The 26,983-nt window shown below is 61.4% G+C and carries 24 protein-coding genes; 10 read left to right on the forward strand and 14 right to left on the reverse strand.

Going from position 1 to position 26,983, the window contains the following annotated elements:
• Positions 1 to 39: 39 nt before the first annotated feature.
• The 3 genes from BCF11_RS24635 to BCF11_RS24645 form a co-directional block, all read right to left on the reverse strand.
• Positions 40 to 1,248, reverse strand: a complete 1,209-nt coding sequence (locus tag BCF11_RS24635) for an MFS transporter (protein ID WP_098497079.1) — start codon at positions 1,246 to 1,248, stop codon at positions 40 to 42.
• 215 nt (positions 1,249 to 1,463) lie between these two features.
• Positions 1,464 to 1,844: a DUF427 domain-containing protein gene (locus BCF11_RS24640; RefSeq protein ID WP_098497080.1), complete on the reverse strand. Its 381-nt coding sequence runs from the start codon at positions 1,842 to 1,844 to the stop codon at positions 1,464 to 1,466.
• 160 nt (positions 1,845 to 2,004) lie between these two features.
• On the reverse strand, positions 2,005 to 2,598 hold the full coding sequence (locus BCF11_RS24645; RefSeq protein WP_098497081.1) for a TetR/AcrR family transcriptional regulator: 594 nt from the start codon (positions 2,596 to 2,598) through the stop codon (positions 2,005 to 2,007).
• A 151-nt stretch (positions 2,599 to 2,749) separates the two neighbouring features.
• On the opposite strand from BCF11_RS24645, the gene BCF11_RS24650 reads away from it, so the two are divergent.
• Positions 2,750 to 3,157 (forward strand): VOC family protein, encoded by a 408-nt coding sequence (locus BCF11_RS24650; protein WP_098497082.1) that lies wholly within the window; start codon positions 2,750 to 2,752, stop codon positions 3,155 to 3,157.
• Between the two features lie 28 nt (positions 3,158 to 3,185).
• Here the strand turns inward: BCF11_RS24650 and BCF11_RS24655 are convergent, their stop codons facing one another.
• Together BCF11_RS24655 and BCF11_RS24660 are read right to left on the reverse strand one after the other, a co-directional pair.
• Positions 3,186 to 5,654 (reverse strand): phosphocholine-specific phospholipase C, encoded by a 2,469-nt coding sequence (locus BCF11_RS24655; protein ID WP_098497684.1) that lies wholly within the window; start codon positions 5,652 to 5,654, stop codon positions 3,186 to 3,188.
• A gap of 215 nt (positions 5,655 to 5,869) precedes the next feature.
• Entirely contained in the window at positions 5,870 to 6,904 is a 1,035-nt protein-coding gene (locus BCF11_RS24660; RefSeq protein WP_098497083.1) for an AraC family transcriptional regulator, read from the reverse strand.
• 99 nt (positions 6,905 to 7,003) lie between these two features.
• Between BCF11_RS24660 and BCF11_RS24665 the strand changes: the two genes are divergently transcribed.
• The gene (locus tag BCF11_RS24665; protein WP_233212622.1) at positions 7,004 to 7,891 is read left to right on the forward strand and encodes a sterol desaturase family protein; all 888 of its coding nucleotides are present in this window, start codon (positions 7,004 to 7,006) and stop codon (positions 7,889 to 7,891) included.
• Positions 7,892 to 7,898: 7 nt separating this feature from the next.
• Here BCF11_RS24665 and BCF11_RS24670 read toward each other — a convergent pair whose 3' ends face one another.
• From BCF11_RS24670 to BCF11_RS24680, 3 genes are all read right to left on the reverse strand, one after another.
• Positions 7,899 to 8,246, reverse strand: coding sequence for an EF-hand domain-containing protein (locus tag BCF11_RS24670; protein WP_143751462.1), 348 nt, complete (start codon positions 8,244 to 8,246; stop codon positions 7,899 to 7,901).
• 41 nt (positions 8,247 to 8,287) lie between these two features.
• Positions 8,288 to 9,970: a peptidase S10 gene (locus BCF11_RS24675; RefSeq protein WP_098497086.1), complete on the reverse strand. Its 1,683-nt coding sequence runs from the start codon at positions 9,968 to 9,970 to the stop codon at positions 8,288 to 8,290.
• 117 nt (positions 9,971 to 10,087) lie between these two features.
• Positions 10,088 to 11,521, reverse strand: coding sequence for a PLP-dependent aminotransferase family protein (locus BCF11_RS24680; RefSeq protein ID WP_098497087.1), 1,434 nt, complete (start codon positions 11,519 to 11,521; stop codon positions 10,088 to 10,090).
• A gap of 232 nt (positions 11,522 to 11,753) precedes the next feature.
• On the opposite strand from BCF11_RS24680, the gene BCF11_RS24685 reads away from it, so the two are divergent.
• Together BCF11_RS24685 and BCF11_RS24690 are read left to right on the forward strand one after the other, a co-directional pair.
• A complete protein-coding gene (locus BCF11_RS24685) occupies positions 11,754 to 12,152 on the forward strand; it encodes a carboxymuconolactone decarboxylase family protein (protein ID WP_369827870.1) in 399 nt (132 codons plus the stop codon).
• 178 nt (positions 12,153 to 12,330) lie between these two features.
• A complete protein-coding gene (locus BCF11_RS24690; protein ID WP_098497089.1) occupies positions 12,331 to 12,663 on the forward strand; it encodes a TfoX/Sxy family protein in 333 nt (110 codons plus the stop codon).
• A gap of 37 nt (positions 12,664 to 12,700) precedes the next feature.
• Here the strand turns inward: BCF11_RS24690 and BCF11_RS24695 are convergent, their stop codons facing one another.
• Genes BCF11_RS24695 through BCF11_RS24705 form a run of 3 tightly spaced genes read right to left on the reverse strand, consistent with a single transcriptional unit; the run spans position 12,701 to position 15,103 of the window.
• Positions 12,701 to 14,011, reverse strand: coding sequence for an MFS transporter (locus BCF11_RS24695; protein WP_098497685.1), 1,311 nt, complete (start codon positions 14,009 to 14,011; stop codon positions 12,701 to 12,703).
• A 40-nt stretch (positions 14,012 to 14,051) separates the two neighbouring features.
• On the reverse strand, positions 14,052 to 14,615 hold the full coding sequence (locus BCF11_RS24700) for an isochorismatase family protein (RefSeq protein ID WP_098497090.1): 564 nt from the start codon (positions 14,613 to 14,615) through the stop codon (positions 14,052 to 14,054).
• Between the two features lie 38 nt (positions 14,616 to 14,653).
• Positions 14,654 to 15,103, reverse strand: a complete 450-nt coding sequence (locus BCF11_RS24705) for a MarR family winged helix-turn-helix transcriptional regulator (RefSeq protein ID WP_098497091.1) — start codon at positions 15,101 to 15,103, stop codon at positions 14,654 to 14,656.
• A 165-nt stretch (positions 15,104 to 15,268) separates the two neighbouring features.
• On the opposite strand from BCF11_RS24705, the gene BCF11_RS24710 reads away from it, so the two are divergent.
• The 5 genes from BCF11_RS24710 (at position 15,269) to BCF11_RS24730 (ending at position 20,619) form a co-directional block, all read left to right on the forward strand.
• A complete protein-coding gene (locus tag BCF11_RS24710) occupies positions 15,269 to 16,042 on the forward strand; it encodes a VOC family protein (protein ID WP_098497092.1) in 774 nt (257 codons plus the stop codon).
• Positions 16,043 to 16,193: 151 nt separating this feature from the next.
• Complete coding sequence (locus BCF11_RS24715) at positions 16,194 to 17,090, forward strand: TauD/TfdA family dioxygenase (protein ID WP_098497093.1); 897 nt, start codon at positions 16,194 to 16,196, stop codon at positions 17,088 to 17,090.
• Positions 17,091 to 17,390: 300 nt separating this feature from the next.
• Complete coding sequence (locus BCF11_RS24720) at positions 17,391 to 18,320, forward strand: tetratricopeptide repeat protein (protein WP_158229276.1); 930 nt, start codon at positions 17,391 to 17,393, stop codon at positions 18,318 to 18,320.
• A 59-nt stretch (positions 18,321 to 18,379) separates the two neighbouring features.
• On the forward strand, positions 18,380 to 18,988 hold the full coding sequence (locus tag BCF11_RS24725) for a cysteine dioxygenase (protein ID WP_098497095.1): 609 nt from the start codon (positions 18,380 to 18,382) through the stop codon (positions 18,986 to 18,988).
• On the forward strand, positions 18,985 to 20,619 hold the full coding sequence (locus BCF11_RS24730) for a rhodanese-related sulfurtransferase (protein WP_098497096.1): 1,635 nt from the start codon (positions 18,985 to 18,987) through the stop codon (positions 20,617 to 20,619). The genes BCF11_RS24725 and BCF11_RS24730 overlap by 4 nt, the downstream gene beginning before the upstream one ends.
• 30 nt (positions 20,620 to 20,649) lie before the next feature.
• Here the strand turns inward: BCF11_RS24730 and gcvT are convergent, their stop codons facing one another.
• The 3 genes from gcvT to gcvH all read right to left on the reverse strand — a co-directional run bounded on the left by gcvT (position 20,650) and on the right by gcvH (position 25,205).
• On the reverse strand, positions 20,650 to 21,780 hold the full coding sequence (gene gcvT, locus BCF11_RS24735) for a glycine cleavage system aminomethyltransferase GcvT (protein ID WP_098497097.1): 1,131 nt from the start codon (positions 21,778 to 21,780) through the stop codon (positions 20,650 to 20,652).
• 136 nt (positions 21,781 to 21,916) lie between these two features.
• Positions 21,917 to 24,781: an aminomethyl-transferring glycine dehydrogenase gene (gene gcvP, locus BCF11_RS24740; RefSeq protein WP_098497098.1), complete on the reverse strand. Its 2,865-nt coding sequence runs from the start codon at positions 24,779 to 24,781 to the stop codon at positions 21,917 to 21,919.
• Between the two features lie 43 nt (positions 24,782 to 24,824).
• Positions 24,825 to 25,205 carry a glycine cleavage system protein GcvH gene (gene gcvH, locus BCF11_RS24745; protein ID WP_098497099.1) on the reverse strand — a complete coding sequence of 127 codons (381 nt, stop codon included), beginning with the start codon at positions 25,203 to 25,205 and terminating at the stop codon, positions 24,825 to 24,827.
• A 581-nt stretch (positions 25,206 to 25,786) separates the two neighbouring features.
• Between gcvH and BCF11_RS24750 the strand changes: the two genes are divergently transcribed.
• Positions 25,787 to 26,917 (forward strand): hypothetical protein, encoded by a 1,131-nt coding sequence (locus BCF11_RS24750; protein WP_098497100.1) that lies wholly within the window; start codon positions 25,787 to 25,789, stop codon positions 26,915 to 26,917.
• The last annotated feature ends 66 nt before the right edge of the window (positions 26,918 to 26,983 follow it).

Below are 26,983 nucleotides of genomic sequence, written 5' to 3' on the forward strand. Positions count from 1 at the left end.
TATCCTGCGACTGGCAACTTTGATGCGAATACGGAGCAATCAGCTGTCCAAGCCTTTCTGCACCTGCCACGACAATGGCAACGTGAACAGCAGGATCGCCGCCAACGTTATCACGGCAACGGGGACTCCAGCGACATCGCCCAGCCGGCCAAACAACACTGGTGATAGCGCCCCGCCGCCTATGGTGCCGGTATAGAACAGCGCGAAAGTCTGCTCGCGCTTACCGGCGCCGGCCAATTCCGGCACCACGCCATACAGTACCGAAGACGTCCCGTTCAAGGCGAGTCCCAGCAGCGGCAGCATTGCCATCATTCCGGCAAGCGGCAGCCACACCGCCAGCAGGATCAGCAGCGATGTGGCGGACTCTGTGAGCCACACCGTTTTCATCATGCCGATGCGCGCCCCCAGATAGCCGCAAAGCAGCTTGCCGAACGCGCCGCCAACAAACAATAGCGACAGCGCCAAACCGATGCCAGCCGTGCCAGCGCCTTTGTTTTTCAACAGGAATGGCAGGAAGGTGAGAAATCCCATCCGGACTGCGCTGTCCAAAGTACCGGTCAGCAGCAGCGCGCGTAGCCCGCTGGCCGAGCCGGTTCCAGTGCTTGCCTTGGCGGCTTTGCTGTTCTCGGATGCCGACTCGAGCCGTGCCGGCATAAGCCACCACAGCAGGCCGGCCGCGGCCAGGCCTAGCAGCCCCATCAACGTAACACTGGTCTGCCAGCTGACGACAACGAGCGACAAGCCCACCAATCCCGGTATCAGCGTCTTGCCAACGTCACCGGCAAAATTGTATTGCGCCAGCGCTTCTTTGACTCCGCCGCCTGCCTCGTGCGTATCGGTGACGATCGAGGACGCCAGCGGGTGCTGGGTACTGGCTCCCAACCCGCCCAGCAAAAGCGCAATCAGCAGTACGGTCAAGCCTCCGGCCTGGCCGGCGATCAGGTATGCGACGCCAGCCAGCGCCGTTCCTCCCACCAGCATGCGTTCTCGCCCCCAGCGCTTTGCCAGCCTGCTCGCGAGCAGCTGGAAGCCGGCCATCATGCCTGAATAGGATCCGCGCAACAGTCCCACCAAGGCGTAGCTGATGGAAAATTGCGTCTGCCAGATCGGCAATAACACATAGATGAGGTCGGTCAGGCCGTCATGTATTGCGTGCGCGCTGCAAGCGGCTATCAGGGAACGGCGGCGGACGGACGTATCGGTGGGGATTGAATCAAGGAAAGTCGCTGCGGTTTTCAGATCGTTCATTGTTCTTGGTGGCGGGAAATCTAGATGCGGCCAGCTTGCTATTGCATGCCGGCCGTCAGCAAAATGTGACCATAACCTGGAGCTAATCTATTTATGTGATTTCAATCGCTGCTTCTAGCCGATTGCCGCCCTTCAAACGCGCTTCGGTCTCAGATAATATCTGGCACCGCATGTACGGTCGAGTCTGAGCCCATGCACATAAAGCAATCGTAGCATCAGCCCTGGCGCTCTTCTATCGCATCAACCCGCCCGGGATAAAAAGCCAGGTAATTCTTGATGCCCTTGACTGCCGCATAGGGAGCCTCGTAAGACCAAACCGCATTGACCGAGCGCTCGCCGCCGGATGGGATGCTGTAGTAAGCGCAGTCGCCCTTGTACGGACAGTAGGTAGCGTGCTCTGTCCGTTCCAGCAGCGTCATGTCGACATCCTCGCGCGGAATGTACTGGACAGCGGGGTAAGCCGCCTCTTGCAGCGTCAAGGCCTTGCGCGTATCGGCAATGACGCGGCCGCCGAGGGTGACGACGACGCGCGCCGCGTTGGGCGTAATCGAGATGGGATGATCGGGGCCAGGAATTTTGACAGCCTTGGACATCATGATTTTTCCTTTTACGTTACGGAATCGAAACCTTGCGCCATCACCGATCTCACTACCGTAGTCGGCGCCCTGCGTGATTAAGAGAATACTAGGAATCCAATAAACGCGCCGGCGCCGCAACGCAGACCAATCAAGCCGTGAATACACAGGCGAAACGCATTCAAGCAGAATCATCGCCGTTCGCAATGCGTATCGCGGCAGCCTGGATGGTTGCCGCAATTTTCTCCGCGACCGCAGGCTCCGGAATCGCGCGCGCCATGGTCACGCCGCCGGCCAGCATGGCCAGCAAAGCCCAGGCGCGGGCGTGACGCTCGGCATCCGTGCCGCCCGCGAGACCTGCGGCAAGCGCCTCGACCACCCCTAGTAAGGCTACTTGATAGGCGGAACGGGCAGACGCCCCTGCTCGCTCGACCTCGGGCGACAGGCTGGGTAGCGTGCAGGCGTCGCCCAGTTCGCAGGTCCGCTTGTAACCCAGATAGAACGCCACGAATGCCGGCAGCCAGCCTGCTCCGTGCTCCGCCCGCAGTATTTCAATGCCGCCACGTAGCTGCTCCAGCCCGGCGACAATGGCAGCCTCGAATGCATCCGACTTGGAACTGAAGTGGCCGTAAAAAGCGCCATGCGTCACCCCCGCTTCGCGCGCCAGGCCATCCACGCCTATACCGCCGTAGCCCTGCTTGCGGAAGCCGCGACCGGCGGCATCGACAATCCGAGCCCTGCTCTCTTCTTTATGCCCGGGGGCGTAGCGCGCCATGACGGCTCCTTTATATGACGATCGAAATATAATTATTGACAGCATTACGATCGTAACATAATCTCCAGGCAGCGGCTGCGAAGCCGAGTAATCCCGGTGTTTTATTCAGCAAAGCCGGCCTTGCAGATAACGGAGCTAAAGGAGGTCAGCCATGCAGTTATCCAACTATCTTTTCTTCACCACGACCTGTGAACAGGCGCTCGACTTTTATACGCAATGCGGGCTGGGAGAAATGACGGAAGTTTCACGCTACGGCTTGAACGGCATTGCGCCGCCAAACGCAGAGATGCATGGCAAGGTCATGCACGCCCGCTTCGAAGGCCCGGGCGTGTTGTTCTACGCCTCCGACAACCACGACGCCGAGCCCATGCGCGGCTCGGCGCACATCCTCATGCTGGATGAGCGCGGGCAGACCGAGACCTTGTTTGCGCTGATGGGCCAAGGCGGCAAGGTGAGCACCCCGCTCGCGGTCCAGCCCTGGGGCGATTTCTACGGCAAGCTGACCGACCGCTTCGGAGTGCAATGGATGTTCAACTGCACGGACCGGACAGCGCTCTGACCGGTCCGCCGCTCAATATCAGGCAACCTCAGGCAGTGACGGTAAACACGACCGGCCCTGCCAGTTGCTCGGCATAGCCGTCGTTGGCGAGGAACCAGGCCTTGTAGGACCCGGCCGCCAGCCCTTGGGTCTTCAGCGTCACCTGGCCGCTAAGCATTGACGCGTATTCATACACGCTATAAGTCTTGTAGCCGGCCTGGTCGGGGACATTGCTGGAGATCGGGAACACGCCGATCCAGTTGCGCGGATTCTGCTTTTGCAGCGCGCTGCTGTAGTTGAATGCAATCGTGCTGCCCTGGCGTATGCTTGGCGTCGGCGTCGACAAGGTTGAAGGCGCAATGACGCCGATCTGCGGATCCGTCCAGCTGCGGGCGGCGCTCTCGACATGGCCGGCGATGCGGCGCAGGAAGCCGGCATCGGAATCCGCCGTCACGCTGAAGTCGTACCAGCCCTTGGCCGCGGCCAGCGGCACCATCAGGCGCAGAGACCTGCCGGCCTCGACCCGATACGGCGCCACAAAGCCGCGCGACGGACCGGCATTGGCGTTCACCGTGAAGGTGCAAGCCTTGGCGCCCGCCTCGTTGAACAAGATCAGGACGATGGCGTGGCGCTCATAGTCGTCGCGCACCAGGATTTCCGGCCGTGCCGCGGCGGCGCTGGCGGCGGCCGCAAAGCTGCCTTTGATTTCCCTGAGAAAACCGTTCGGGCCATGCACCCGCAATTCATATTGATCGCTGCTCCAGTTGCCCAGCTTGACGTCGCGCAGCGCTTTCCCTGCTTCCACCGCGTAATGCCATGGCCCGTCCTGGCGCAAATTCGAATAGGCGATGAAAGCAGCGCCGGCCTTGCCGGTATTGCCTAGGCTCAGCGTCAGTTCGCGATGGCCGGACTGGGCGGCGGCGCGGGCGTCGACATGGAATTGGTACGGCAAGTGACAAGCCGGGCGCGGTTCACGGTTCGACTCTTGCAGCGGAAAAACCTGCTGCGCCGGCGGTGTGGCGCTGACCGGCGAATCGACCTTTTGGTAAGGCGGCGCCGGCGTGATCTGCGGCCAGGCTTTGTTGGGAGTCTTGAAATCGAAGGCGGACGTGAGGTCGCCGCATACCGCGCGGCGCCATGGCGAGATATTCTTGCAAGTGACCTTGTCGCGATCCAGGCCCTTGCCTGTCGACAGCCATTCCTCCAGGAAGCGCAACACCGAAGTATGGTCGAACAACTGGGAACAGACCCGGCCGCCGCGGCTCCACGGCGAAATCACCAGCATCGGCACACGCGGCCCCAGACCCTTCGGCTGCTGCTGGTAAACCTCGCCAATGCTCGGGTCGGCCAGGGTGGTCATTCCCTTGTCGACGCTCAGTGGCGGCACATTGGACGGCATGTGATCGAAAAAACCGTCGTTTTCATCATAGTTGATCAGGAACACGGTTTTCGACCAGACCTCCGGATTGCTGGCCAGCGCACCCAGCAGCCTGGATGCAATGTCTTCGCCGGCGTTGGGCGATGCTTCCGGATGCTCGCAATATTCGTAAGGCGCAAAAATCCATGAAACCTGCGGCAAGGCGGTCTTGCCGTCGACGCCGTCGATATCGCGCTTGAAGGCCTTGATCAGCAAATCGCCCTTGGTGCCGGCGGCATTGTCTTTAGTGGAACCGTCTGCCAGCGCCCTGCCCTTTAAATACAAAGGCGAGCTGGTCTTGAGACGGCTGCCGTCGCTTTCAACCCGGAAGTTCCTGAAATAGGCCAGGTAGTTGTCGCCATAGTTGTCGAACTCCTGGTAAGCCTTCCAGCTGACACTATTGGCTTCCAAGACTTCGGCGTAGGTCTTCCAGTTTGGCGCCGCGGCCGTGGTGGCGGCGCTGATGTCGTCGTTGTTGAGGTCGCCGTTATAGATAGGGTTGGCGTTGTACAGGTTGCCGTCGTTGAGCCCGGTGATATTCTCGCCGGCGCTGCCGGACAAGGCATAGAAGCGGTTGGGATCGGTCGGGCCGAAAATCGAGCAGTGATAGGCGTCGCAGATGGTGAATGCGTCTGCCACCGCGTAGTAGAACGGCAGGTCGCCGCGGTCGAAATAGCCCATGGTATAGGCCGTCTTCTTGGGTACCCAGGCGTCCCAGTTTTTCCAGGTATCTTCAGAGCCTTTCCAGCTGTGGTTCAAGCCGACGCGCGTGGCGTTGCTGCCTTTCGCATCGAAATGATATGGCAGCACATAGGAGCCGCCGTTCGGCTGGTACCACACTGACTGCCCGCTGGGCAGCGAGATGGCGCGCGGATCGCCGAAGCCGCGCACGCCGGCCAGCTTGCCGAAGTAATGATCGAAAGAGCGGTTTTCCTGCATGAAAATCACGACGTGCTCGACGTCTGCAATGGTGCCGGTCTTGCAGTTGGCGGGGACGGCCAGCGCTTGCCGGATGGTGTCGGGAAAGACGCCTGCGGCGGCAGCCGCGGCTGCGGTTTTTGCCGTCAGGGCCAGGAAATCACGCCTGCTCTTTTGTGTCATGTGCTTATCTCCGGAAAATACATGGTGATGGTTGAATGCGACCGACAGGCTATAGCGCTTATATGACGCCCTCATGACGCTGCGGCATGCAGCGGCGCTGGCGTACGACATGCTTGCCAAGCTAGCATTCGGACGGAGGGGAAACTTGTGATGAGGCGACAGGGATCAGCCGCATTGCGTCTGCGGCGCGCACTTTGCCGATCTGGTTGGGAATCTTATCCGGCGGTGGGATTGAGCAAACTCAGCCGGTAAGCATACGGCGCCTGCCCGCTCCAGCGCCGGAATGCGCGGGTAAACGCGCTCTGCTCGGAATAGCCCAGCAACTGGGCGATTTCAGCCAGCTGCAGGCGCGGGTCGGCCAGGTAGTCTTCGGCCAGGCGCTGGCGGATACTCTCGCGCAATTCCCGGAAGTTGATGCCGGCGGCGGCCAGCCGGCGATGCAAGGTGCGCGCCGAAACGTGCAGCTCGTTGGCGACCAGCTCCAGCTCGGGCTGGCCTTCGCGCACCAGGCGGGCGATGCAGCGCCGCACCGCCTGTTCGAAATCGTCGCTGGGCGGCAATTGCGCCAGCAAGTCATCGGCCTGTCGTTCCAGCACATTCAGCAAGACCGTATCCGGCTGCCGCAGCGGCAATGCCAGCAGCGCTTGCGGAAAGCGGATCGAGGTTTCCGGCTGGTCGAACAATACCGGGCAGCCGAACCAGTCACGATATGGCTGGATGTCGGCCGGCGCCGGATTGACGAAGCGGATTTCGGTGGCCACGATGCGGCGGCCGGTGGCGTTGTGGGTCAGCTGTAGCAGCGCGGTGATGGCGCATTCGTCCACCAGCGCTCCGGGACGGCCCTGGTCGACGCCCCATTCCAGCAGCAGCTCGCTGCCCTCCACGCTGCTGCGCATGGGATTGACGTCGTACAGCAGACGCTGGTATTGCAAGGTGCGGGCCAGCGCCGCACCGAGGTTAGGACAAGCCAGCAGCACATAGCCCATCACGCCGAAATGCGCCGGCGTAATGGTCTGGCCCAGGTGCAGGCCGAGCAAGGGGTCATGCAGGTGTTCGGCGGCGCGCTGCAGCAAGGCACGCCAGGCAGCCACCGGATAACGCAGCGAGCCGCGGTCGGCTGCTTCCGGCGCGGCGACACCCAGCAAGGCGGCCGCAGCCACACCCCGCTTTTCAAGATACTCATACAGCAGCCGCACATAGGTGCTGGGGACCACGCCCCGGGGCGGCTGTTCCACTATGGTCTGGTGCATGGCGAGAATTGTCAAATAATTGTCTGTAGCGGTCAAGCCTTTATATCAGGCCCGGGGCTAAAATCCAACGCATCGACTAAGCGCATGGAGCAGTACATCATGATGGATCTGATTGCCTGGATGGAGGCCACTTTCGGTTCTCATATAGAGTGGAAACAGGTGGTGCTGATCGGCATGACACCCTTGTTCCTGGTCGGCTTTGCCATCGAATGGCAGGTCATGCGCAAGCGCGGCGCGCGCCAGCAGTTCTATTGGAAAGACATCCTCACCAACCTCACCCTCGGCAGCAGCTACCAGCTGTTCGAACTGGCGGTGCACGTGCTATTCGTCGGCGCCGCCATATTCTGGTTCTGGCACCATCACTTGTTGACGATCCCGATCAACGGCTGGACCCTGCTGCCGATCTTCCTCGGCGTCGAATTCTGCTACTACTGGTTCCATCGCAGCAGCCACCGCGTGCGCTGGTTCTGGACCGCCCACGTGGTGCACCATAGCGGCGAGCACATGAACATGACGACCGCCATGCGGCAGTCGATGCTCTACCCGATCACTGGCTGGTGGCTGTTCTTCATGCCGCTGGTGCTGCTGGGCGTGCATCCGGCGGTGGTGTTCATCCTGTACGCCTGCGACCTGGTGTACCAGTTCTTCATCCACACCGAAAGCGTCGGCAAGCTGCACCCTGTGCTGGAGTACCTGTTCGACACCCCCAGCAACCACCGCGCCCATCACGGCCGCAACGACTGCTATATCGACCGGAACTACGGCGGCGTGCTGATCATTTTCGACCGCCTGTTCGGTACTTATGTGGAAGAGCAGGAAGCCGTGGATTACGGCATCAAGCGCCAGGTCTACAGCCACAATGCGCTGATCCTCAACTTCCACGAATTCATCGCGATGTGGCGCGACGTCGCACAGCCGGGCAACCTGCCGCAGCGCCTGAAGCATCTGTGGGCGCCGCCCGAATACGAGCGCGCGCCCTTGCCTTGAGCGGCGCCTATTTCTGCATCTGGATGTAACGCTTGACGTCGTCGAAGCTCACCTTGCCGCGCTTGGCGGTATCGATCTTGCTGAAGTTGTTGCTGACAAAACCCAGGCCGGCTTTCTGCGCCTGCTCCTTGGTCAAGACACCCTTCTTGTCGACATCGGCGGCGTCGAAATCCGCTTTCAGGCCCTGATCCACTTGCTGCTGCAGATCGGCGCCTTTGCTGATCGGCGTTGGCGCCGGCAACGGCGCTCCCGGCGGCAGCAGCGGTCCTTCCGTGCCTGCCTGGGCGATGCTCATGGCGCTGCTGAGGCCGGCGGCGCACAGCACCGCGCTGATTGAATGCCAAGATTTTTTCATGCTCGCTTCCTTTTCATCCGCATAGTTCATCATAGACGCTTTTAGCGCAGCGTTATGGCTTTCAGGCTGCTAGCGGCCGGCGTGGTGTTGTCCGGCCACGGATCCGGCAGGTCGGCAAAGCCCATGGCGCCGGCAATCGGCGTCCCTTTGTAAAAACTTGCCAGATCGGCCTTGATCAGCGGCCGCGAATCGTTGTCCAGATAAGTCATATGGCCGCCGTTGTAGTGGGTCAGCTGGATATTGGGCGGATTTTGCTGCAGGCTGGCGAGGGTTTTCAGGCGCCCCAGGTCCTTTTCGGTGGCAAAGAAAGGCGTCACAAAATCATGATAGCCGTTGATCGAAAATATCTTGATTTTCGGGTTCAGTGCAATCTCTTGGGCGAGGTCGGGGATGGTATCCGGATAAGCCTTGCCGCCGTGGCTGAAATCCCAGGTCCAGCCGGGCGACCGGCCTGAGGAATAGCTGGTGTTGGGCGCGCTGTACTTGAGGTAATTGGGCAGCACCTGCTGGCTCTGGATATTGAAGAAACTGCTCACCAGCGAACTGGACGGATCGCCGCCCTGCGCCATGGCGCTGCCGTTGGCGGCGGCGACACGGCCATCATAGGATCCGATCAGGAAACCGGGCTTGAGCTGGTCGCCGTAGCTGTTGCTGTTGGTGGCGACAGCAGTGCCGAAATACAGCTTGAGCGCCTCATTAGCCAGGCCCGACAGGCTGGCCAGGGTCGCGAACGATTGCGCCTGGCTGGCGCTGGGCGGGTCGCCGTAGGTGTAATTGGCATCGTCGGTGAAGGAGGCGTACTGCTGCAGCACCACGCCGCGCATGGTCGCCATGTAGCCGGGCGTGCTGGCTGGCGCCGGCGCCACCTTGTTGTAATACGCCGCCACTGCGCCGAAAGTCGGCAAGGATGAGGCGTACTGGTCGCCGTTGCGGCCCATGTCGTTGTAATCAAGGATAGAAGAATTGAGGACGATCCCGCTCAGATGCACGCCGGCGCTTTCCAGCAGATGCGACAGCACCGCCGTGCGCGGCGTGCCGTACGACTCGCCATACAGATAGATAGGCGACGCCGAACGCTGGTTGGCCGTGATATAGCGCTGGATAAAGTCGCGCATCACGCCGGCATCCTGGTCCACGCCCCAGAACGAGGCATTGGTGTTGGGCGCGATCGCTTCGGAATAGCCGGTGCCGGGCGGATCGATAAACACCAGGTCGGTGGTGTCGATCAGGCTCTCCTGGTTGTCGACCAGCGGAAAATTCGGATAGCCGGTCCCTTGCGGATCGGCGGTATCGACGCGGGTCGGGGCGAACGAGCCCAGCCGCAGATAGATCGCCGGGCTGCCTGGTCCGCCGTTATAGAAAAATGTCACAGGCCGGGTCTTGGCGTCCTGGCCGTCCGCAGTGTAGGCGACATAGAAAAACGAGGCTTCCGGGTTGCCCTTGGCGTCGCTGGCGGTCAGATGCCCGGTCGTGGTCGTATAGGCAATATTACTGCCCGCCAGGGCAAGGGTGTGGTGCGTAACGGCGGCATTTTCGCTGGCGCTCGGCAAGGAATCTTTCGGATTGACTGAATAAGCGACCGGATCGGTATATGGCTGATCCACTGCCGCATTGGCTGCGGCATTACCGCCGCCGGAATCACTGCCGCCGCCACAGCCGGCCAGCAGCGCTACCGCGCATATGCTTACGACCGCCAGTTTCAATCGCCGATGAAGACTACCCATGAATTTCTCCCAGATATTTCCGTCGTGGATATTGACCCGTATGACCAACCTGCGCGGGTAATTGTATAGCTCTCACAGGATATGCCCGCCGAAACCGAAAAAAGGGCCATCGCCGTGTCAGGCGATCTCGCTCAAAATCGCCTTGACGCGGTCCAGCGCCGGCGCGATATCCAGGGTTTCTATCGCGCCATAGCCGAAGAACAGGCCCTGCAGCGGCGGCTGCGCATGATAAAAGACGTCGATCGGATACAGGCCGACGTCGACCCGTCGCGCCAGCTTGAGCAGCAAGGGAATATCGATCTCGCGCTTGGTCAGCGCAGTCATGTGGAAGCCGGCGGTAGCGGCGATCGGCTGCAGCCAGGGCGCCAGGTCGGTGGCAAAGCGCGCCAGCATCTGCTCGCGGCGGCTGCCGTAGATCGCATGGCAGCGCCGGATGTGCTTTTGCAGATAGCCGTCGTCGATGAACTTGGCCAGCGCCCATTGCATCATGGTGGGCGCATGCCAGTCGGACAGATGCTTGGCGATGGCCACCGCCGCGCGGATGGCGGGCGGCGCAATCAGGTAGCCGATGCGCAGCTCCGGCTGCATGACCTTGGAAAAAGTGCCGACAAAGGCGACCAGCCCTTCCGTATCCATGCTTTGCAAGGAATCTGTGGGCCGCCCTTGGTAGCGGAATTCACTGTCGTAATCGTCTTCGATGATGATCGCGCCCAATTCGCCGGCACGCTTCAGCAGCGCCTTGCGGCGCGCCAGGCTCATCGGCATGCCAAGCGGGAACTGGTGCGCGGGCGTGACATAGATCAGGCGCGTCTGCTCAGGGATCTGTTCCACCATCATGCCTTCGGCATCCACCGGAATGCAGGCAATATGGGCGCCCTGGCTGGCGAATGCGATACGTGCCGACGGATAGCCCGGATCCTCGACAGCCACGGTGCAGCCCGGTTCAAGCAGAACGCGGGCGATCAGGTCGATGGCCTGCTGGGCGCCGTTGGTGACCAGCACATCCGCCGCCACGCAGCGTACGCCGCGCGCAAACGAGGTATGGCGGGCGATGGCCTCGCGCAATACCGGCAAGCCTTCCGGATAGGAGTAGAAGCCGCGGTCGGCCTGGCTCTTGCGCAAGCCGTGCAGCACGCACTGGCGCCATTCACTGATAGGAAAATGGCTCTTGGTGCCGCCACCGCCGACAAAGTCATAGCCTGAGCGGCGGTCCGGTCCGGGCGCCGGCAAGGGAATCGAGCGCCCCAGCCAGGTTTTAAGGGTAGCGCCGCCGGCCAGGTCCTTGCCAGCAAACTGGCGCGGACGCGGCTGCGTTGTCGCATTGACAAAAGTGCCGCTGCCGACCTTCCCCACCAGAAGTTGGTCGATGGTCAGGCGGGCGTAGGCTTCCGACACGGTCTTGCGCGACACCCGCAGCTGCTGCGCCAGCAGGCGCGAAGGCGGCACCTGTTCGCCGGCCGCCAGGCGCCCGGACTGGATCGCTTCCCTGATCTGTCGATAGACCTGTCCCGCCAGGTCCTTTTCGCCGTCGATGACCACATGCAACTCCATAAGCACTCCACATACGATAGATAAAACAGGCAAGAACCTGTTGTGCTTGATGCAACCCAGCGTTTTAGCATGTCCCTGCAGCCAGTGCAAACGCGCCCAGTGGCCTCCTGTTTTTTAGCGGAATTGGTTATCCGCGGATGTCTTTGGCTCCCCTATCATGCAGTCTCTTACCCACTCACAGGAGAATATCTTGGAAGCACGTATCGATTTCTACACTGCCTCGCCGGAAGTAATGAAAGCCATGATTGCGCTGGAAGGCGCCGTCAACAAGCTGGGCCTCGAACCATCGCTGCTGGAGCTGGTCAAGCTGCGCGCATCGCAGCTCAACGGCTGCGCCTTTTGCATCGACATGCACACCGCCGATGCCCGCAAGGCCGGCGAAACCGAGCGCCGTCTGTATGCCGTCACTGCCTGGCGCGAAGCGCCCTTCTTCAGCGATCGCGAACGCGCCGCCCTGGCCTGGACCGAAGCCGTGACGCTGATCGCCCAGACCCACGCGCCGGACGCCGACTACGCGCTGCTGCGCGCCCAGTTCAACGACGCCGAAATGGTCAACCTGACCCTGGCCATCAACACGATCAACAGCTGGAACCGGCTGGCGGTCGGCTTCCGCAAGATGCCGGCTGCGTAAATATCCGGCTGGCGTCCCGCGCCGGGGGTACGGCGGATGAAGCTGCCGCAACACCCCCAATCCGCTGAACCCTGCTCGCAGCCGCTCTCGTCAAAAAAGAGACTAGAGAATACTCCTGGTCTCTGTTACTGTTTCGCAGCAATGACAGTTTACACACGACCATCGCCTGAAAATATCCATGAGCACAGACACAGCACGCGCCAGGGCCCTGGAACTGGCGGATTACCTGGCCCCTCTCGGGCAGATTACCGTATCGCGCTTTTTTGGCGGCGCCGGGCTCAGCATCAACCAGCTGCAGTTCGGATTCGTCATCAAGGGTACGCTCTACCTGCGGGTAGACGACAAGAGCCGGCCGGTCTTCGAAGCGCTGGGTTGCGAGCCGTTTCGCTACGCTACCAAGGCCAAGACGGTGACGGTCGCCAGCTACTATCAGGTGCCGGCCGCGATGGAGGACGACCCTGACGCACTGCTGGACTGGGTGGACCGCCTGCGCCGCGGCGCCCTCTCCTGAGTCTGAGCCGCCTGCAGATCGATGCAGCCGCACCGGATCACTTGGCCTCCGGCCTGATCGCCGCTCCCTTGGATGACGCCATGCCGGCCACCGGGATACCAGGGCTCAGACTAAAACGCAAGCGGCCGCCGGCCATGCGCACGCGCAGCTGACGATACTTTATCAGGTAGTGGATGCCGACCCACGCTGCCGCAAAGCCGGAAGCGGCGCCGACGCCCATTGCCCAGCGCGGGCCGAAGGTATCGGCGACCCAGCCGACCACCGGCGCGCCAAGCGGTGTGCCGCCCAAGGCCAGCGCCAGCAGGATCGCCATCACCCGGCCGCGCATGGCGGGCTCGGTCGAGAGCTGCACCATGCTGTTCGCCGTGGTGGTGAATGTCTGGGCAGCGACGCCGATCAGCACCAGCGCAATCGCAAACAGCCAGTAGCCCGGCATCAGCGCCGCCAGCGCCAGGCCGCCGCCGAAGACGCCGGCGCCGCTCAGCAGCCAGGTCATGCGCGGCTTCTCGCGGCGCGCAGCAAGCAGCGCGCCGGTCACCGATCCGAGCGCCATAATCGACGACAGGAAGCCATATTGGTGCGCGCCGGCGTGGAAGACGCTGACCGACATGGTTGAAATGAAGATGGGAAAATTCAGCCCGAAGGTGCCGATCAGGAAAAACATCAGCAGGATGGCTTTCAGGTCGGGCCGCCCCCATATATAGCGAAAACCCGCCACCAGGCTGCCGCGTACAGGGGCAGCGCGGGCGCGCAGATGCAGCTCGTCAAGCCGCAGCAGGCTGAGCGAGGCCAGCACCGCGGCGAACGAAACGGCGTTGAGCAGGAACACCCAGCCGGCGCCGATCACCGCGATGAGGACGCCGGCGATGGCGGGTCCGATCATGCGCGCGGCATTGAAGGAGGTCGAATTCAATGCCACCGCATTCGAAAGCTCGTGTTCCTCCACCAGTTCCGAAACGAAAGTCTGGCGCGCCGGCGCATCGAATGCGGTGACACAGCCAAGCAGCAAGGCGAACAGATAGACGTGCCACAGCTGCACTACGCCAGCTACGGTAAGGATCCCCAGCCCTAGCGCCAGCACTCCCATCGCAGCCTGGGTGACGATCAGCAGCTTGCGGCGGTCGAAATGATCGGCGGCATAGCCGGTCAGCGGCAGTAGCAGCGCCTGCGGCCCGAACTGCAGCGCCATCACTATGCCGACGGCAGTCGCGTTATTGTGGGTCAGCTGGGTCAGCACGATCCAGTCCTGGGCGGTGCGCTGCATCCAGGTGCCGACATTCGAAACCAGCGCGCCGCCGGCCCATAGCCGGTAGTTGAAATTGTTCAGCGAGCGGAATGTAGCCGTCAGCACAGCGTGCTCCCGCTTGCCATCTGCATGGCCGGCAGGTTCATGGAAAGCGGCTATCCAGCAGAGCGATGATCTGCTGGCTGCTGCCGCTCTCGCCCAGGCGTGGGAAGATCCGGGTGGCGCTGTTGTCGTGCGCTTCGGCGCTGGTGTCGGTCATGGCATCCAGCGCCAGTGTGACATTGAATCCGAGCTCGTGCGCCTGGCGTGCCGTCGACTCGACGCCGATGCTGGTGGAGACGCCGGCCAGCACCAGCTGCGTGACGCCCAGTTTTTTCAGCTGCGCATCGAGCCCGGTGCCGGTGAATGCGCCCCAGGTCCGCTTGCTGACCAGGTGATCTTGCGGCTGCTGCTTCAGTTCCGGCACCAGGTCGGCCCAGCCGGCCGGCAGCGCATCGAGCTTGCGCCCCTGTTCCGCCCGCCCCGGCGCTCCGCCGGTGACGTTGACCAGCACCACCGGCAAACCATGCCGGCGGAAGGCTTCAGCCAGCGTTGCAGCGTGCTTCACCACCTGGCCGGCCGGGTGTACGGTGGGATAGGCGACGATGCCTTGTTGCAGATCGATGACGACTAGTGCGGTGTTCGGATCCAGCGTGCTTACAGTCATGGAATGCTTTCTGTTATTCAGGTTAGGCGCAGGATGGTTCAGGCATCGGCCAGCCGTTTCAGCAGTTGAACGCTGGCCGCCAGCTGGTCCAGCTCGTGCGCCGCGAACTCGGTCCGGATTGCGCGCAGCAGCCAGTCTTCTCTTGCCGCCCGGCTGGCCCGTATCATTTCCCGGCAGGCGTCTGTCAGCGACAATATGGTTTGCCGGCCATCGGCCGGATCCGCCGCACCGGCCACCAGCCCGGCGGCCTCCAGCACCGCAATGGTGGCGCCCATCGATTGCGGCCGCACCCCTTCCGCCTTGGCCAGGCCGGTGACTGTCGCCGGGCCGTCGCGCTCCAGCCGGATCAGCACCGATTTTTGCGAACCGGTGAAATCCCCCGCATGGGCCTGTTCGCGCAGCCGCCGGCTGAGGCGGCCGAGCACGACTCGCAGCTCTCCTGCCATGGCCGATGCGTGGGCGATATCGGGATCGTTTTGTTCACTCATGTTCTATAGTTTAGTACATACGAAGATAAACTACAAAGTTTTCCTTCATATAGTGTTTCAGACCTTTTCGCTTGCCGCCTGATCGCCTAAATTGATACATGCCTCTGCAATTGCAACTGTAGCTATAATTGCAACTCCACCCACCCCATCTAAAGGAACAGTCAAATGTCAGCTAACCAGCCAAAATTCGTGTGGTACGACGTCATGACCAGCGACACCAAGGCCGCCGAGGCTTTCTACAGCAGCGTGGTCGGCTGGAAGATGCAGGATGCCGGCATGGGCGGACCCGCCTACACTATCCTGTCAGCGGGCGACATCATGGTGGGCGGCCTGATGGCGATTCCGGAGGAGGCGCGCGCCATGGGCGCCAAGCCTTGCTGGATGGGTTATATCGCGGTCAGCGATGTTGACGGCTACGCCGCGCGGGTAACAGCCGCAGGCGGCTCGATCCGGCGCGCGCCGGCCGACATTCCCGGCGTCGGCCGTTTTGCCGTGGCGGCCGATCCGCATGGCGCAGGCTTCATCCTGTTCAAAGGCAATAGCGAGGCCCAGCCGGCGCCGCCAACTCCCGGCACGCCCGGCCACTTCGGCTGGCATGAACTGCATGCCGGCGATCTCGACAGCGCCTTTGCCTTCTATGCCGGCCTGTTCGGCTGGACCAAGGCCGAAGCCATCGACATGGGGCCGATGGGCGTCTACCAGACCTTCGCCACCGGCGGCGCGCCGCTCGGCGGCATGATGACCAAGACCGCCGACATGCCAGTGCCTTGCTGGCTGTACTACATCAATGTAGAAGCCATCGACGCCGCGGTTGAGCGCGTGAACGCCGGTGGCGGCAAGATCGTCATGGGGCCGCACCAGGTCCCGGGCGGCAGCTGGATACTGCAGGGCTTTGACCCGCAAGGCGCGCTGTTCTGCCTGGTGGCACCAAAACGCTAACAACAAGTCCCGGGCCAGGCCGCCGGCGCGCAACACATATGGATATGAGAATCCATTATTTGCGGCAGCCAGGCTTAAGCGGGTGTAATGTTGTTTTTGACAGGCGCCGCCTGCGAAAACCATGCACCCGCTCCGTTACCAAAGCCATCTTATGTCTATTGCCATCGATACAGCCGTTCCGCCGGGCATTTCCTCCCAGGCATTCCAGATCACGCCGATCAGCGGCCCGCTGGGTGCGGAAATCACCGGCCTCGACCTCAAGCTGCCGCTGTCCGGGCCGGATCTGGCGCGCTTACGCACGGCCCTGGTCAAGCATGGCCTGCTGGTGTTCCGCGAGCAGCGCATCACTCCCGAGCAGCAGGTGGCTTTCAGCCGCCGCTTCGGCCCGCTGCAAATCCATGTGCTGAATCGCTTCCACCTGCCCGGCCACCCGGAAATCCTGATCGTTTCCAATGTCATCGAAAACGGCAAGCCGATCGGCTTGGTGGATGCCGGCGCCGACTGGCATTCCGATTTGTCGTACATGCCCAGGCCCAGCTTGGGCTCGCTGCTGCACGCGCAGGAATTGCCGGCGGAACAAGGCGACACCTTGTTCGCCAACATGTTCAATGCCTACGACACCCTGCCGGCCGATGTCAGGCAGACGCTGGAAGGCCTGCGCGCGGTGCATTCCTATGTGTACCGCTACCGGCGCCTGCAAAAGCTGTCGCCCTGGCGCGCCGACCTGACGCAAAAGCAGATCGATGAGGTGCCGGAAGTCGAACATCCGGTGATCCGCGTCCATCCGGAAAGCGGCCGCAAGGCGCTCTTCGTCAGCGAAGGATTCACCTCGCACATCGTCGGCCTGCCGCCGGACGAAAGCGCGGCGCTGCTGCGTTTCCTGCATGAACACACGATACGCGCCGAGAACGTCTATCGCCATCAATGGCGCGCCCATGACATGGTGTTCTGGGATAACCGCAGCACCGTGCACTATGCCGCCATCACGCCGCAGCATCTGCGGCGCACCCTGTACCGGACTACGGTTGAAGGCGACGTGCCGGTCTGAGATTGACGGCTCCTGCCATGCAGGGCTAGGCATTTGCAACGAGTGATTCGCGTATGCGAAGATGCGTTGCTCCATGTAAGTCGTCATGATCGACTTCAAGCACTCCGCACAGCATGTGTGTCTGGTGCGCATTGTGTGTCGATTTTCCGAAAGAGACTGATTTCGACCACATTATTCGTAGCTATAATGAGTACGAGCTGTTGGTTATTTAGCCGTAAGCCTTGTCCGCTGCTGCGACAATCATTGAACCGAGACGGCATTACAATATATTCAGCACATGAAGAAAGCGGCAATCAGGCGATGAGAAAACTCTACGGATTCGTGCTGGCACTCTCCTGCCTTACCTGTACAGCCAGCTACGCTGACATTACACGTGGCGCAACAGCCTATTCAAAGGGCGATTACACATTAGCCTACAAAGAATGGCTGGACTCTGCGCAACAAGGAGAAGTGATCGCGCAATTTGATGTCGGGACTCTATATTTAAGCGGAAAGGGAGTAGCGGCTGACCCAGTCGAGGCGCGCGCATGGTTTGCCAAGGCAGCCGAGCAAGGCCACGCTAAATCGCAATTCAATCTTGCAGACGCTTTGCGGGTTGGGGTAGGAGGCCCGCGAGATCCCGTTGCGGCAAGGGCATGGTATCGCAAGGCGGCCGATCAGGGTTTGGGAATCGCGCAGTGTTATGTCGGCATAGGTTATGAATCCGGGGACGGACAAGCTGTCGATCTGGCTGAAGCGATAGCCTTATATAGAAAATCAGCGGAACAAGGAACACCATGCGGGCAAGAACGCTTGGCTCGCTTGTTATTTGTCGGCAAAGGACTTGAGAAATCCGAAAGCCAGGCAATTGCCTTGTACCACAGAGCGGCTGAGAAAGGGTTGCCGGAAGCGCAATCCAACCTCGGCTATCTCTACATGACCGGGCACGGCGTAGCGCAAAGCAGCACATTGGCATTGTCGCTTCTCAAAAAGGCAGCACAACAAGGCGATGCGCCGGCTTTTGCAAACCTTGCCGTCATGTATTCCAGTAATCGAGATATAGAAAAAAATCTGACGCTTGCGTTTGCCTATATCTCTATCGCACAATCCTTTGCCGAAACAGATCAAGCCCGGACCATATTAAGCGCAGATCGCGATGGCATGGCTAAGCTTCTGTCCAAGGACGAACTGTCGAAGGCGAATGTAATTGCGACCAATTGGCACATAGGCGACCCTGTGCCCAGCGATTAACTTTTTTCTAGATTTTTTCCGCATCCGCGGAGCCTCGATGCCAAGGCCGCAAAGGGAACATGACTATCGAATTGAATATTGGCCGGCTCCGCGGTTTCGTTACCGCGTTCGCTGAGCTACTCGAAGGCAATCCGCCAGAAGCGAAAGTCCTGTGCGACGGCGGCGCCCTGCTGCAGCAGCTCGTCGCGGTTGACGATTGGCTGCCAGACACTTACGCGCTGGCCAGGCCGGAACGCTACCAGCAATACTTGCTGCATGCCGATTCCGCCGAACGCTTTTCAATCGTCAGCTTCGTCTGGGGTCCGGGGCAGGCAACGCCCATCCATGACCATACGGTATGGGGCCTGGTCGGCATGCTGCGCGGCGCTGAATACTCGCAGGCATACAAGGCTGGAGCCGATGGCTGCCTGCGGCCGGACGGCGCGGCGGTCAAGCTGCTGCCAGGCATGGTCGAGGCGGTATCGCCTAGCGTCGGCGACATCCACAAGGTCTGCAATGCTTTCCCGGACCAGGCTTCGGTCAGCATCCACGTGTACGGCGCCAACATCGGCGCGGTCAGACGCTCTGTGTATGCAGAGGACGGCAGCAGCAAACCTTTCATTTCCGGCTATTCCAACTCCCAGCTGCCGAATATCTGGGATCTTTCCAGCGAACTCAAGAATACATGACAGCCGATATTGCCAGCCATCCCACAACAGCCATCCCCACTCTCTCGTTCCAGCAAATCCGTGCCGCACTGCTGGCGCGGCAAGAACTGGCCTTGCTGGACGTGCGCGAAGAAGCGCCGTTCGCCGAAGCGCATCCCCTGTTCGCCGCCAACCTGCCGCTGGGCCGCATCGAGCTGGAATCCTATGCCCGCATTCCGCGCCGCGACACCACCATCGTTGTCTATGACGACTGCGAAGGACTGGCTTTGCCGGCGGCGCGGCGCCTGCTGCAGCTAGGCTATAGCGCGGTGCATTTGCTGGAGGGCGGCTTGCAAGGCTGGCGCGCCGCCGGAGGCGAGATTTTCCGCGACGTCAATTCCGCCAGCAAGGCCTTCGGCGAACTGGTCGAATCGCAACGCCATACGCCATCCTTGTCGGCACCGGAAGTGAAAGCCCTGCTGGATGCCAAGGCCGACGTGGTCGTGCTCGATGCCCGCCGTTTCGACGAATACCACACCATGAGCATCCCCGGCGGCATCAGCGTGCCGGGCGCCGAACTGGTGCTGCGCGTGCGGGCGCTGGCGCCGCGCGCCGAAACCCGGGTCATCGTCAACTGCGCCGGCCGCACCCGCAGCATCATCGGCAGCCAGTCGCTGATCAACGCCGGCATTCCGAATCCGGTCAGCGCCCTGCGCAACGGCACGATCGGCTGGACCCTGGCTGGCCTGCAGCTGGAACACGGAAAAAAGCAGAGATTCTCGGACCATGCCGATGCGTTGAACACAGCCGGACAGCACGAACAGGCGAAGGCTGCCAGCCGGAACGTTGCGGACCGCGCCAGAGTCGGCCGCGTCAGCCTGGCGCTGCTGCAAGGCTGGCAACAGGAAAACGGTCGCACCACTTACCGCCTGGATGTGCGCACGCCGGAAGAATATATTGCCGGTCATCTGCCCGGCTTCAGCTGCGCGCCGGGCGGCCAGCTGGTGCAGGAAACCGATCATGTTGCGCCGGTGCGCGGCGCCCGCATCGTGCTCGCGGACGACGACGGCGTGCGCGCCAACATGACGGCCTCGTGGCTGGCGCAGATGGGATGGGATGTCCATGTGCTGGACGGATTGCAGAAAGCCGATTTCAGCGAGGCCGGCCAGCCGCAACTGACGCTGCCGCCCTTGCCTCCTTTCGCATCGGTATCTGCCGCAGAGCTTGCCCAATGGCTGGAGGATTCCAGCAATCCGGCAACCGTGCTGCTCGATTTCAGCAGCAGCGCCAGCTATGTCAGGCAGCACATTCCCGGCGCCCGTTTCGCCTTGCGCTCGCAACTGGCAGCGGTATTACAGCAAACGCCAGGCGCGGCACGCTATGTCCTCGCCAGCGGCGACAGCCTGTTGGCGAGTTATGCCGCAGGCGATCTGCAGCAGCTGACGGAGCGCCCTGTATTTGTGCTGGCCGGCGGCACGGCCGCATGGATCGCCGCCGGGTTGCCCGCGCAATCAGGCGAGACCGCGCTGGCCTCGCCCCGCATCGACCGTTATCGCCGCCCATATGAAGGCACCGACAATCCGGCCGCCGCCATGCAGGCCTACCTGGACTGGGAATACGGCCTGGTAGCGCAGCTGGCGGCGGACGGCACGCACGGTTTTTTCGTGATTTGATCAGCCTTGATCAGCCTTGATCAGCCTTGATCAGCCACGGAAATAGCGCGCCGGCGTAAACGGCATGGCAGCCACTTCCACCGGCACTGCCTTGCCGCGCACCATCGCATGCAGCTGGGTGCCGGTCTTGGCGAATGCAATCTCGACATAAGCCATCGCTACCGGCTTATCCAGCGTCGGCCCGAAACCGCCGCTGGTGACCTTGCCGATCACCTTGCCGTCGGCATCGACCAGTTCGGCGCCTTCGCGCACCGGCATGCGTTCCAGCGGCAGCAGCCCTACCCGCTTGCGGCTGACGCCTTGTTCCAGGTGCTGCTCGATCTGCGTAGCGCCAGGATAAGCGCCGGCACGGGCGCCGCCGGGACGCCGTACCTTGGACAGCGCCCAGGTCAGGCTGGCCTCGACCGGCGTGGTGGAGCCGTCCATATCGTGCCCATACAGGCACAGGCCAGCTTCCAGCCGCAGCGAATCGCGGGCGCCGAGGCCGATCGGCGCCACTTCTTCTTGCGCCAGCAACAGGCGCGCCAGCGCTTCCGCTTGCGCATTCGGCACGGAGATTTCAAAACCGTCTTCGCCGGTATAGCCGGAACGGCTGATGAAGCATTCGGCGCCGGTCAGCGTGACTTTGCCGGTCTGCATGAAAACCATCTGCGCCGTTTCCGGCGCCAGGCGCGCCAGCACCGCAGCGGCCGCAGGCCCCTGCAAGGCCAGCAGGGAGCGGTCGCTCAGTTCTTCGATCTGGCAACGGCCGGCAAGATGCTGGCGCAGGTGCGCGGTATCCTGCTGCTTGCAGGCAGCGTTCACCACCAGGAACAAGTGGTCGCCGCCATTGCTGACCATCAGGTCGTCCAGGATGCCGCCTTGCGGATTGGTAAACACGGCGTAGCGCTGGCGGTTGGCCGGCAGGTCGATGATATCGACCGGCACCAGCGATTCCAGCGCAGCCGCGGCGTCCGGGCCGCTCAGGCGCAGCTGGCCCATGTGCGAAACGTCGAACAGGCCGGCCTGGGCGCGGGTGTGCTTATGTTCCTTGAGGATGCCGCTCGGATATTGCAGCGGCATGTCGTAGCCGGCGAACGGCACCATCTTGGCGCCGAGTTCGATATGCAGGTCGTAGAGTGCGGTGCGCGCTGAAGCGGTAGCGCTACTGGTATCAGACATGGGATGTGTCCTTTTCATTTATACATGCGCATGATGCGCGAAAGATAGAGGGCAGATCGATAGCCCAGTGCAAACGGCCAGCGGGTCCGCCTGAGCGGCTCCGCTGGTTGCACTGCGCTATCTCGAACCTGGCCTCTTACTCGTAATCCGACATCGGCGGGCAGGAACAGACCAGGTTGCGGTCGCCATAAACGTTGTCGATACGGCCGACCGGCGGCCAGTACTTGTCCTTGCGCAGCGATTTCAGCGGATACACCGCCTGCTCGCGCGTATAGGCCCTCGTCCACTCGTCCGTCAGGTCCTGCGCGGTATGCGGCGCATGGCGCAAGGCTGTCTGTTCGGCCTGGATGTCGCCGTTCTCGACCGCCCGGATCTCTTCCCGGATGGCGATCATGGCGTCGCAGAAGCGGTCCAGTTCTTCCTTGGATTCGCTTTCGGTCGGCTCGATCATCAAGGTGCCGGCCACCGGGAACGACATGGTCGGGGCATGGAAGCCGTAGTCGATCAGGCGCTTGGCGACATCTTCCACCGTGATGCCGATCTTGTCCTTCAGCGGCCGCAGGTCGATGATGCCTTCATGCGCCACCAGGCCGTTGCTGCCGGTGTACAGGATCGGGTAATGCGGCGCCAGCCGGTGCACGATGTAGTTGGCGTTGAGGATGGCGATCTCGCTGGCCTGCTGCAAGCCCTTGGCGCCCATCAGGGTGATGTAAGCCCAGGTGATAGGCAGGATGCTGGCGCTGCCCCAAGGCGCGGCGGAGACCGGCGCGATGCCGTTTTCCAGCATGCGATGGCCTGGCAGGAACGGCGCCAGGTGGCTCTTGACGCCGATCGGACCGACGCCCGGACCGCCGCCGCCATGCGGAATGCAGAAGGTCTTGTGCAGGTTCAAGTGCGAAACGTCGCCGCCGAACTTGCCCGGTGCACACAGCCCCACCATGGCGTTCATGTTGGCGCCATCGATGTACACCTGGCCGCCGTGGGCATGGACGATTTCGCAGATTTCGCCGATCGCTTCCTCGAACACGCCATGGGTCGACGGATAGGTAATCATCAGCGCCGCCAGGTCGCCGGCGTGCTCGTCAGCCTTGGCGCGCAGGTCGCCGACATTGACGTTGCCTTGCTCGTCGCATTGCACCACCACCACCTGCATGCCGGCCATGTGGGCGGTGGCAGGATTGGTGCCGTGGGCCGAGCTCGGGATCAGGCAGATATTGCGCTGGCCTTCGCCGCGGCTCTGATGGTAGGCGCGGATCGCCAGCAAGCCGGCGTACTCGCCTTGCGAACCGGCATTCGGCTGCAGCGACACGGCATCGTAGCCGGTGCAGACGCACAGCATCTGCTCCAGGTCAGTCACCAGCTGCTGGTAGCCCTGGGCTTGGTTAAGCGGCGCAAACGGATGCAGCGAGCCGAATTCGGGCCAGGTCACCGGGATCATTTCAGTGGTGGCGTTGAGCTTCATGGTGCAGGAGCCGAGCGGAATCATGCTGCGGTCCAGCGCCAGGTCCTTGTCCGCCAGTGCACGCAGGTAGCGCAGCATTTGGGTTTCGGAGTGATGGCTGTTGAATACCGGATGCGTCAGATAGGCGCTGCTGCGCGCCAGCGAGGCCGGGATCCGCTCTGCCGCTTCGGCTTCCAGCTGGTCAAACGCCGGCAGCGCCTTGCCGACGGCAAAAATGCCCCACAGCGCCTCGACATCGGCGCGCGTGCTGGTTTCGTCGAGCGCGATGCCGATGCTGCCGTCGTCGATCGGCCGCAGGTTGATCATTTGGCTGCGGGCTGCCGCATGGATGTCCTGGGTGTGGCCGCCGGTATGCACGGTAACGGTATCGAAGAAGCTGGCGGTCGGCACAGCATGATGCAGCTGGCGCAGGCCTTCTGCCAGGATCGCGGTCAGGCGGTGCACGCGCTGGGCAATCGTCTTCAGGCCTTGCGGGCCGTGATACACCGCATACATGCTGGCGATATTGGCCAGCAGTACTTGCGCGGTGCAGACATTGCTGGTGGCTTTTTCGCGGCGGATATGCTGTTCGCGGGTTTGCATCGCCAGGCGGTAAGCGGGTTCGCCGCGGCTATCGATGGAAACGCCGACCAGCCGTCCAGGCATCACTCGCTTGTGCGCGTCGAGGGTGGCGAAATACGCTGCGTGCGGGCCGCCGTAACCGAGCGGGACGCCAAAGCGCTGGGCGCTGCCGATGACGACATCGGCGCCGAACTCTCCCGGCGGCGTCAGCAGGGTCAGCGCCAGCAGGTCGGCTGCGACCACTACCAGCGCTTGCTTGCCATGCGCTACACGCACGGTTTCGGCATAGTCGTGGATCTCGCCGCTCAGGGTTGGATATTGCAGCAGCACGCCGAAGCAGTCGAGCCGCTCCAGGTCCTTGTGGTGATCGCCGACCACCACCTCGACGCCGATCGGCGCGGCGCGGGTGCGCAGCACGTCGATGGTTTGCGGATAGCAGTCTTGCGAAACGAAGAAGATGTTGCTCTTGCTCTTGGACAGGCGCTGGCAGAAGGTCATCGCCTCGGCCGCCGCGGTCGCCTCGTCCAGCAGGGACGCATTGGCGATTTCCATGCCGGTGAGGTCGGTAATCATGGTCTGGAAGTTCAGCAGCGCTTCCAGCCGCCCCTGCGATATCTCAGGCTGGTACGGCGTGTAAGCGGTATACCAGGCTGGGTTTTCCAGCAGGTTGCGCAGGATGACGGTCGGCGTATGGCAGTTGTAATAACCCATGCCGATATGCGACTTGAACATCTGGTTCTTGCCGGCGATCTGGCGCAATGCCGCCAGTGTTTCGGCTTCGCTGCGAGGGGAGCCAAGAGCAAGTGCCTGTTTTTCCAGGATGGCGCTGGGGACTACCTTGTGTATCAATGCTTCGATAGAATCGAAACCGAGTACCGTCAGCATGGCCTTTTGTTGGGTTTGATCCGGGCCGATGTGGCGTTCAATAAAATCGGCGTGTTGCGCCAGATCTTCAAGAGCAGGCCGTGATTGTGTCATGGATGCTTTTCCTTCATGTGTGAACAGTAAAATTGCGCGACGCTTAAGCCTGGCCCTTGATCATGGCAGCATAAGCCGCTTCATCCATCAGACTGTTCAACTCAGTTGCATCGCTGACTTTCATCTTGAAGAACCAGCCAGCGCCCAGCGGATCTTCATTGATCTGTTCCGGCGCATCGGCCAGCGTTTCATTGATCTCGGTGACCGTGCCGGCGACCGGCATCATGATTTCACTGGCGGCCTTGACCGATTCGATCACTGCCGCTTCGTCGCCCTTGGCGAGCGCGGCGCCGACTTCAGGCAATTGCACGAATACCAGGTCGCCCAGGTGACCTTGGGCGAAGTCGGTAATGCCGACCGTCACCACGCCATCGGCCTCAACGCGCAGCCATTCATGCTCAACCGTATATTTCACCTGACTCATGCTATCTCCTGTTAACTACAAAAAATTATTAAAATCTACACAAACCGGCAGCCATCCGGCGCCGGAAAATTCGGGTAGAAAACGCCTCTACAGCCCGCTATTCGACCATAAGTTCGACCACTGCAACAGCGTATTTTCCCACGCCTCCGCCCGCTTTTTACAAGCTTATGATTTTAATCAGGATTTTGACCTTTCCATGGCCCTCCATGGCTTTTAATCTTTCATTTTCCGCAAGAAAACAAACGCTCAGCCATGCTTTTTGCAGATTGAAATGCAATCTTAATTCAAGCTTCTTTCTCATTCTTCGCCGGCACCTACGTCGAGTTAACTTACAAAAAAACCACCTCAATCTTGTTTACATTAAGAAATATCTGCCATATGATCGATTTAAACCAAATATACAGACCTGTCTGTTTTTATCCGTGCATTCATTTTTTGCGCTCCGACTGAAGCAATTCGCGTGCAAAGTTATCTGACTTGCAGGAGATCGGAAATTGATGGAACTGGAATCAATGGTCGACGCTAGATAGTGGAAGTCTAAGGCCCTGTATTTTATCAATCTGGAATTGGATCATCGGAACATGCAAACCTTGGCTCAGGAAGTTGATGTAAATCCGGCGCGTTCTTTTTCACTGAATTCGCTGTTGCTGGTCACTGCTCAACCCGTCCTTCATCGCTTAGCCTCCTACGGCGCGCTGCCGCGGCAGCTGATCCAGATCATCTCGCGCGCTTCGGTGCGGCTGCAGGATTCGGATATGCTGATTTCGCAGACGCCGCACAGTTACGAGCGCAGCGAAGATATCCGCAGGCCTTCAGTGGTCCTGGCGCATCAGGAACATGCGATGGCCGAAAGCATGCTGGAACTGATCCGCCAAGAAGGCCTCGCGCCGCACTACAAATCCTTCATGCAGACTTTTGCCCGCATCCTGTTTTCGCTGTTCCTGACGCCCGGCCAGTACGACCGCGCCGGCGCCTGCATCGACAGCGGCAACAACCTGCACTTCCTGATGAGCGATGGCGGCGAGCCGACCTTGAGCAGCTGGCGCACCGTGGCGCAGCCGGAAGGCGACGGCTTCAAGCTGCATATCGACAAGGTATGGGGCACGCATGCCAACCTGGACGGCATGGCAATCGTGGTGGCCCGTACTCTCGGCGCCTTCTTCCCTTCCGCCTACCTGGTCTGGCCGGAGCAATACGCAACCCTCAAGCGGTCTGCCTGCGGCGTCCCCTTTCTGGATGACGTGGTCCAGTTGGGCAACGTCAAGGGCACGGTCCAAGTGGCGCAAGGCGACCGCCTGCAAGCCGGCGGCCCCGCGGTGCTCAACAAATATTTGACCACGGTTCGCCCGCTCCTGGTGCGCGCGCTGATGGCACATGTCGAATGGCTGGCGACCCAGGGCCGCGTCGAACTGACCATGGAAGAATGTGCCGCACGGGACTTCATTGCCGCCGCCGCGCGCGCCGAGACCCAGTCCGGCCGCTACGACAGCAAAGACGTGCACCGCGTGCTGGCGCTGAAATTTGCTGCCAATGAATTACTGCTGCACTTGGTCAGCCGCGGCGCAGTCAGGGGATTTTCCGATCAGCGCGATCTTTTGGCATTCACGAAAATGGAAGGCAGCTCATACCGTTGTTACCACGAATTGCGCGCAAGCATGCGCGTTAGCAAGGCCGGTTTTCTACCAGGATTTGCCAGTGGAGTTGCGAGATGAAAATCCGCCGGGTTTGTGGCGTGCCAGAGGCGGATAACGCACAAGGCCGTCAACCAGAAACTGGAT

Origin of the sequence: Collimonas sp. PA-H2, assembly GCF_002564105.1 — a bacterium.
In the GTDB taxonomy this organism is placed as follows: Bacteria; Pseudomonadota; Gammaproteobacteria; order Burkholderiales; family Burkholderiaceae_D; genus Collimonas.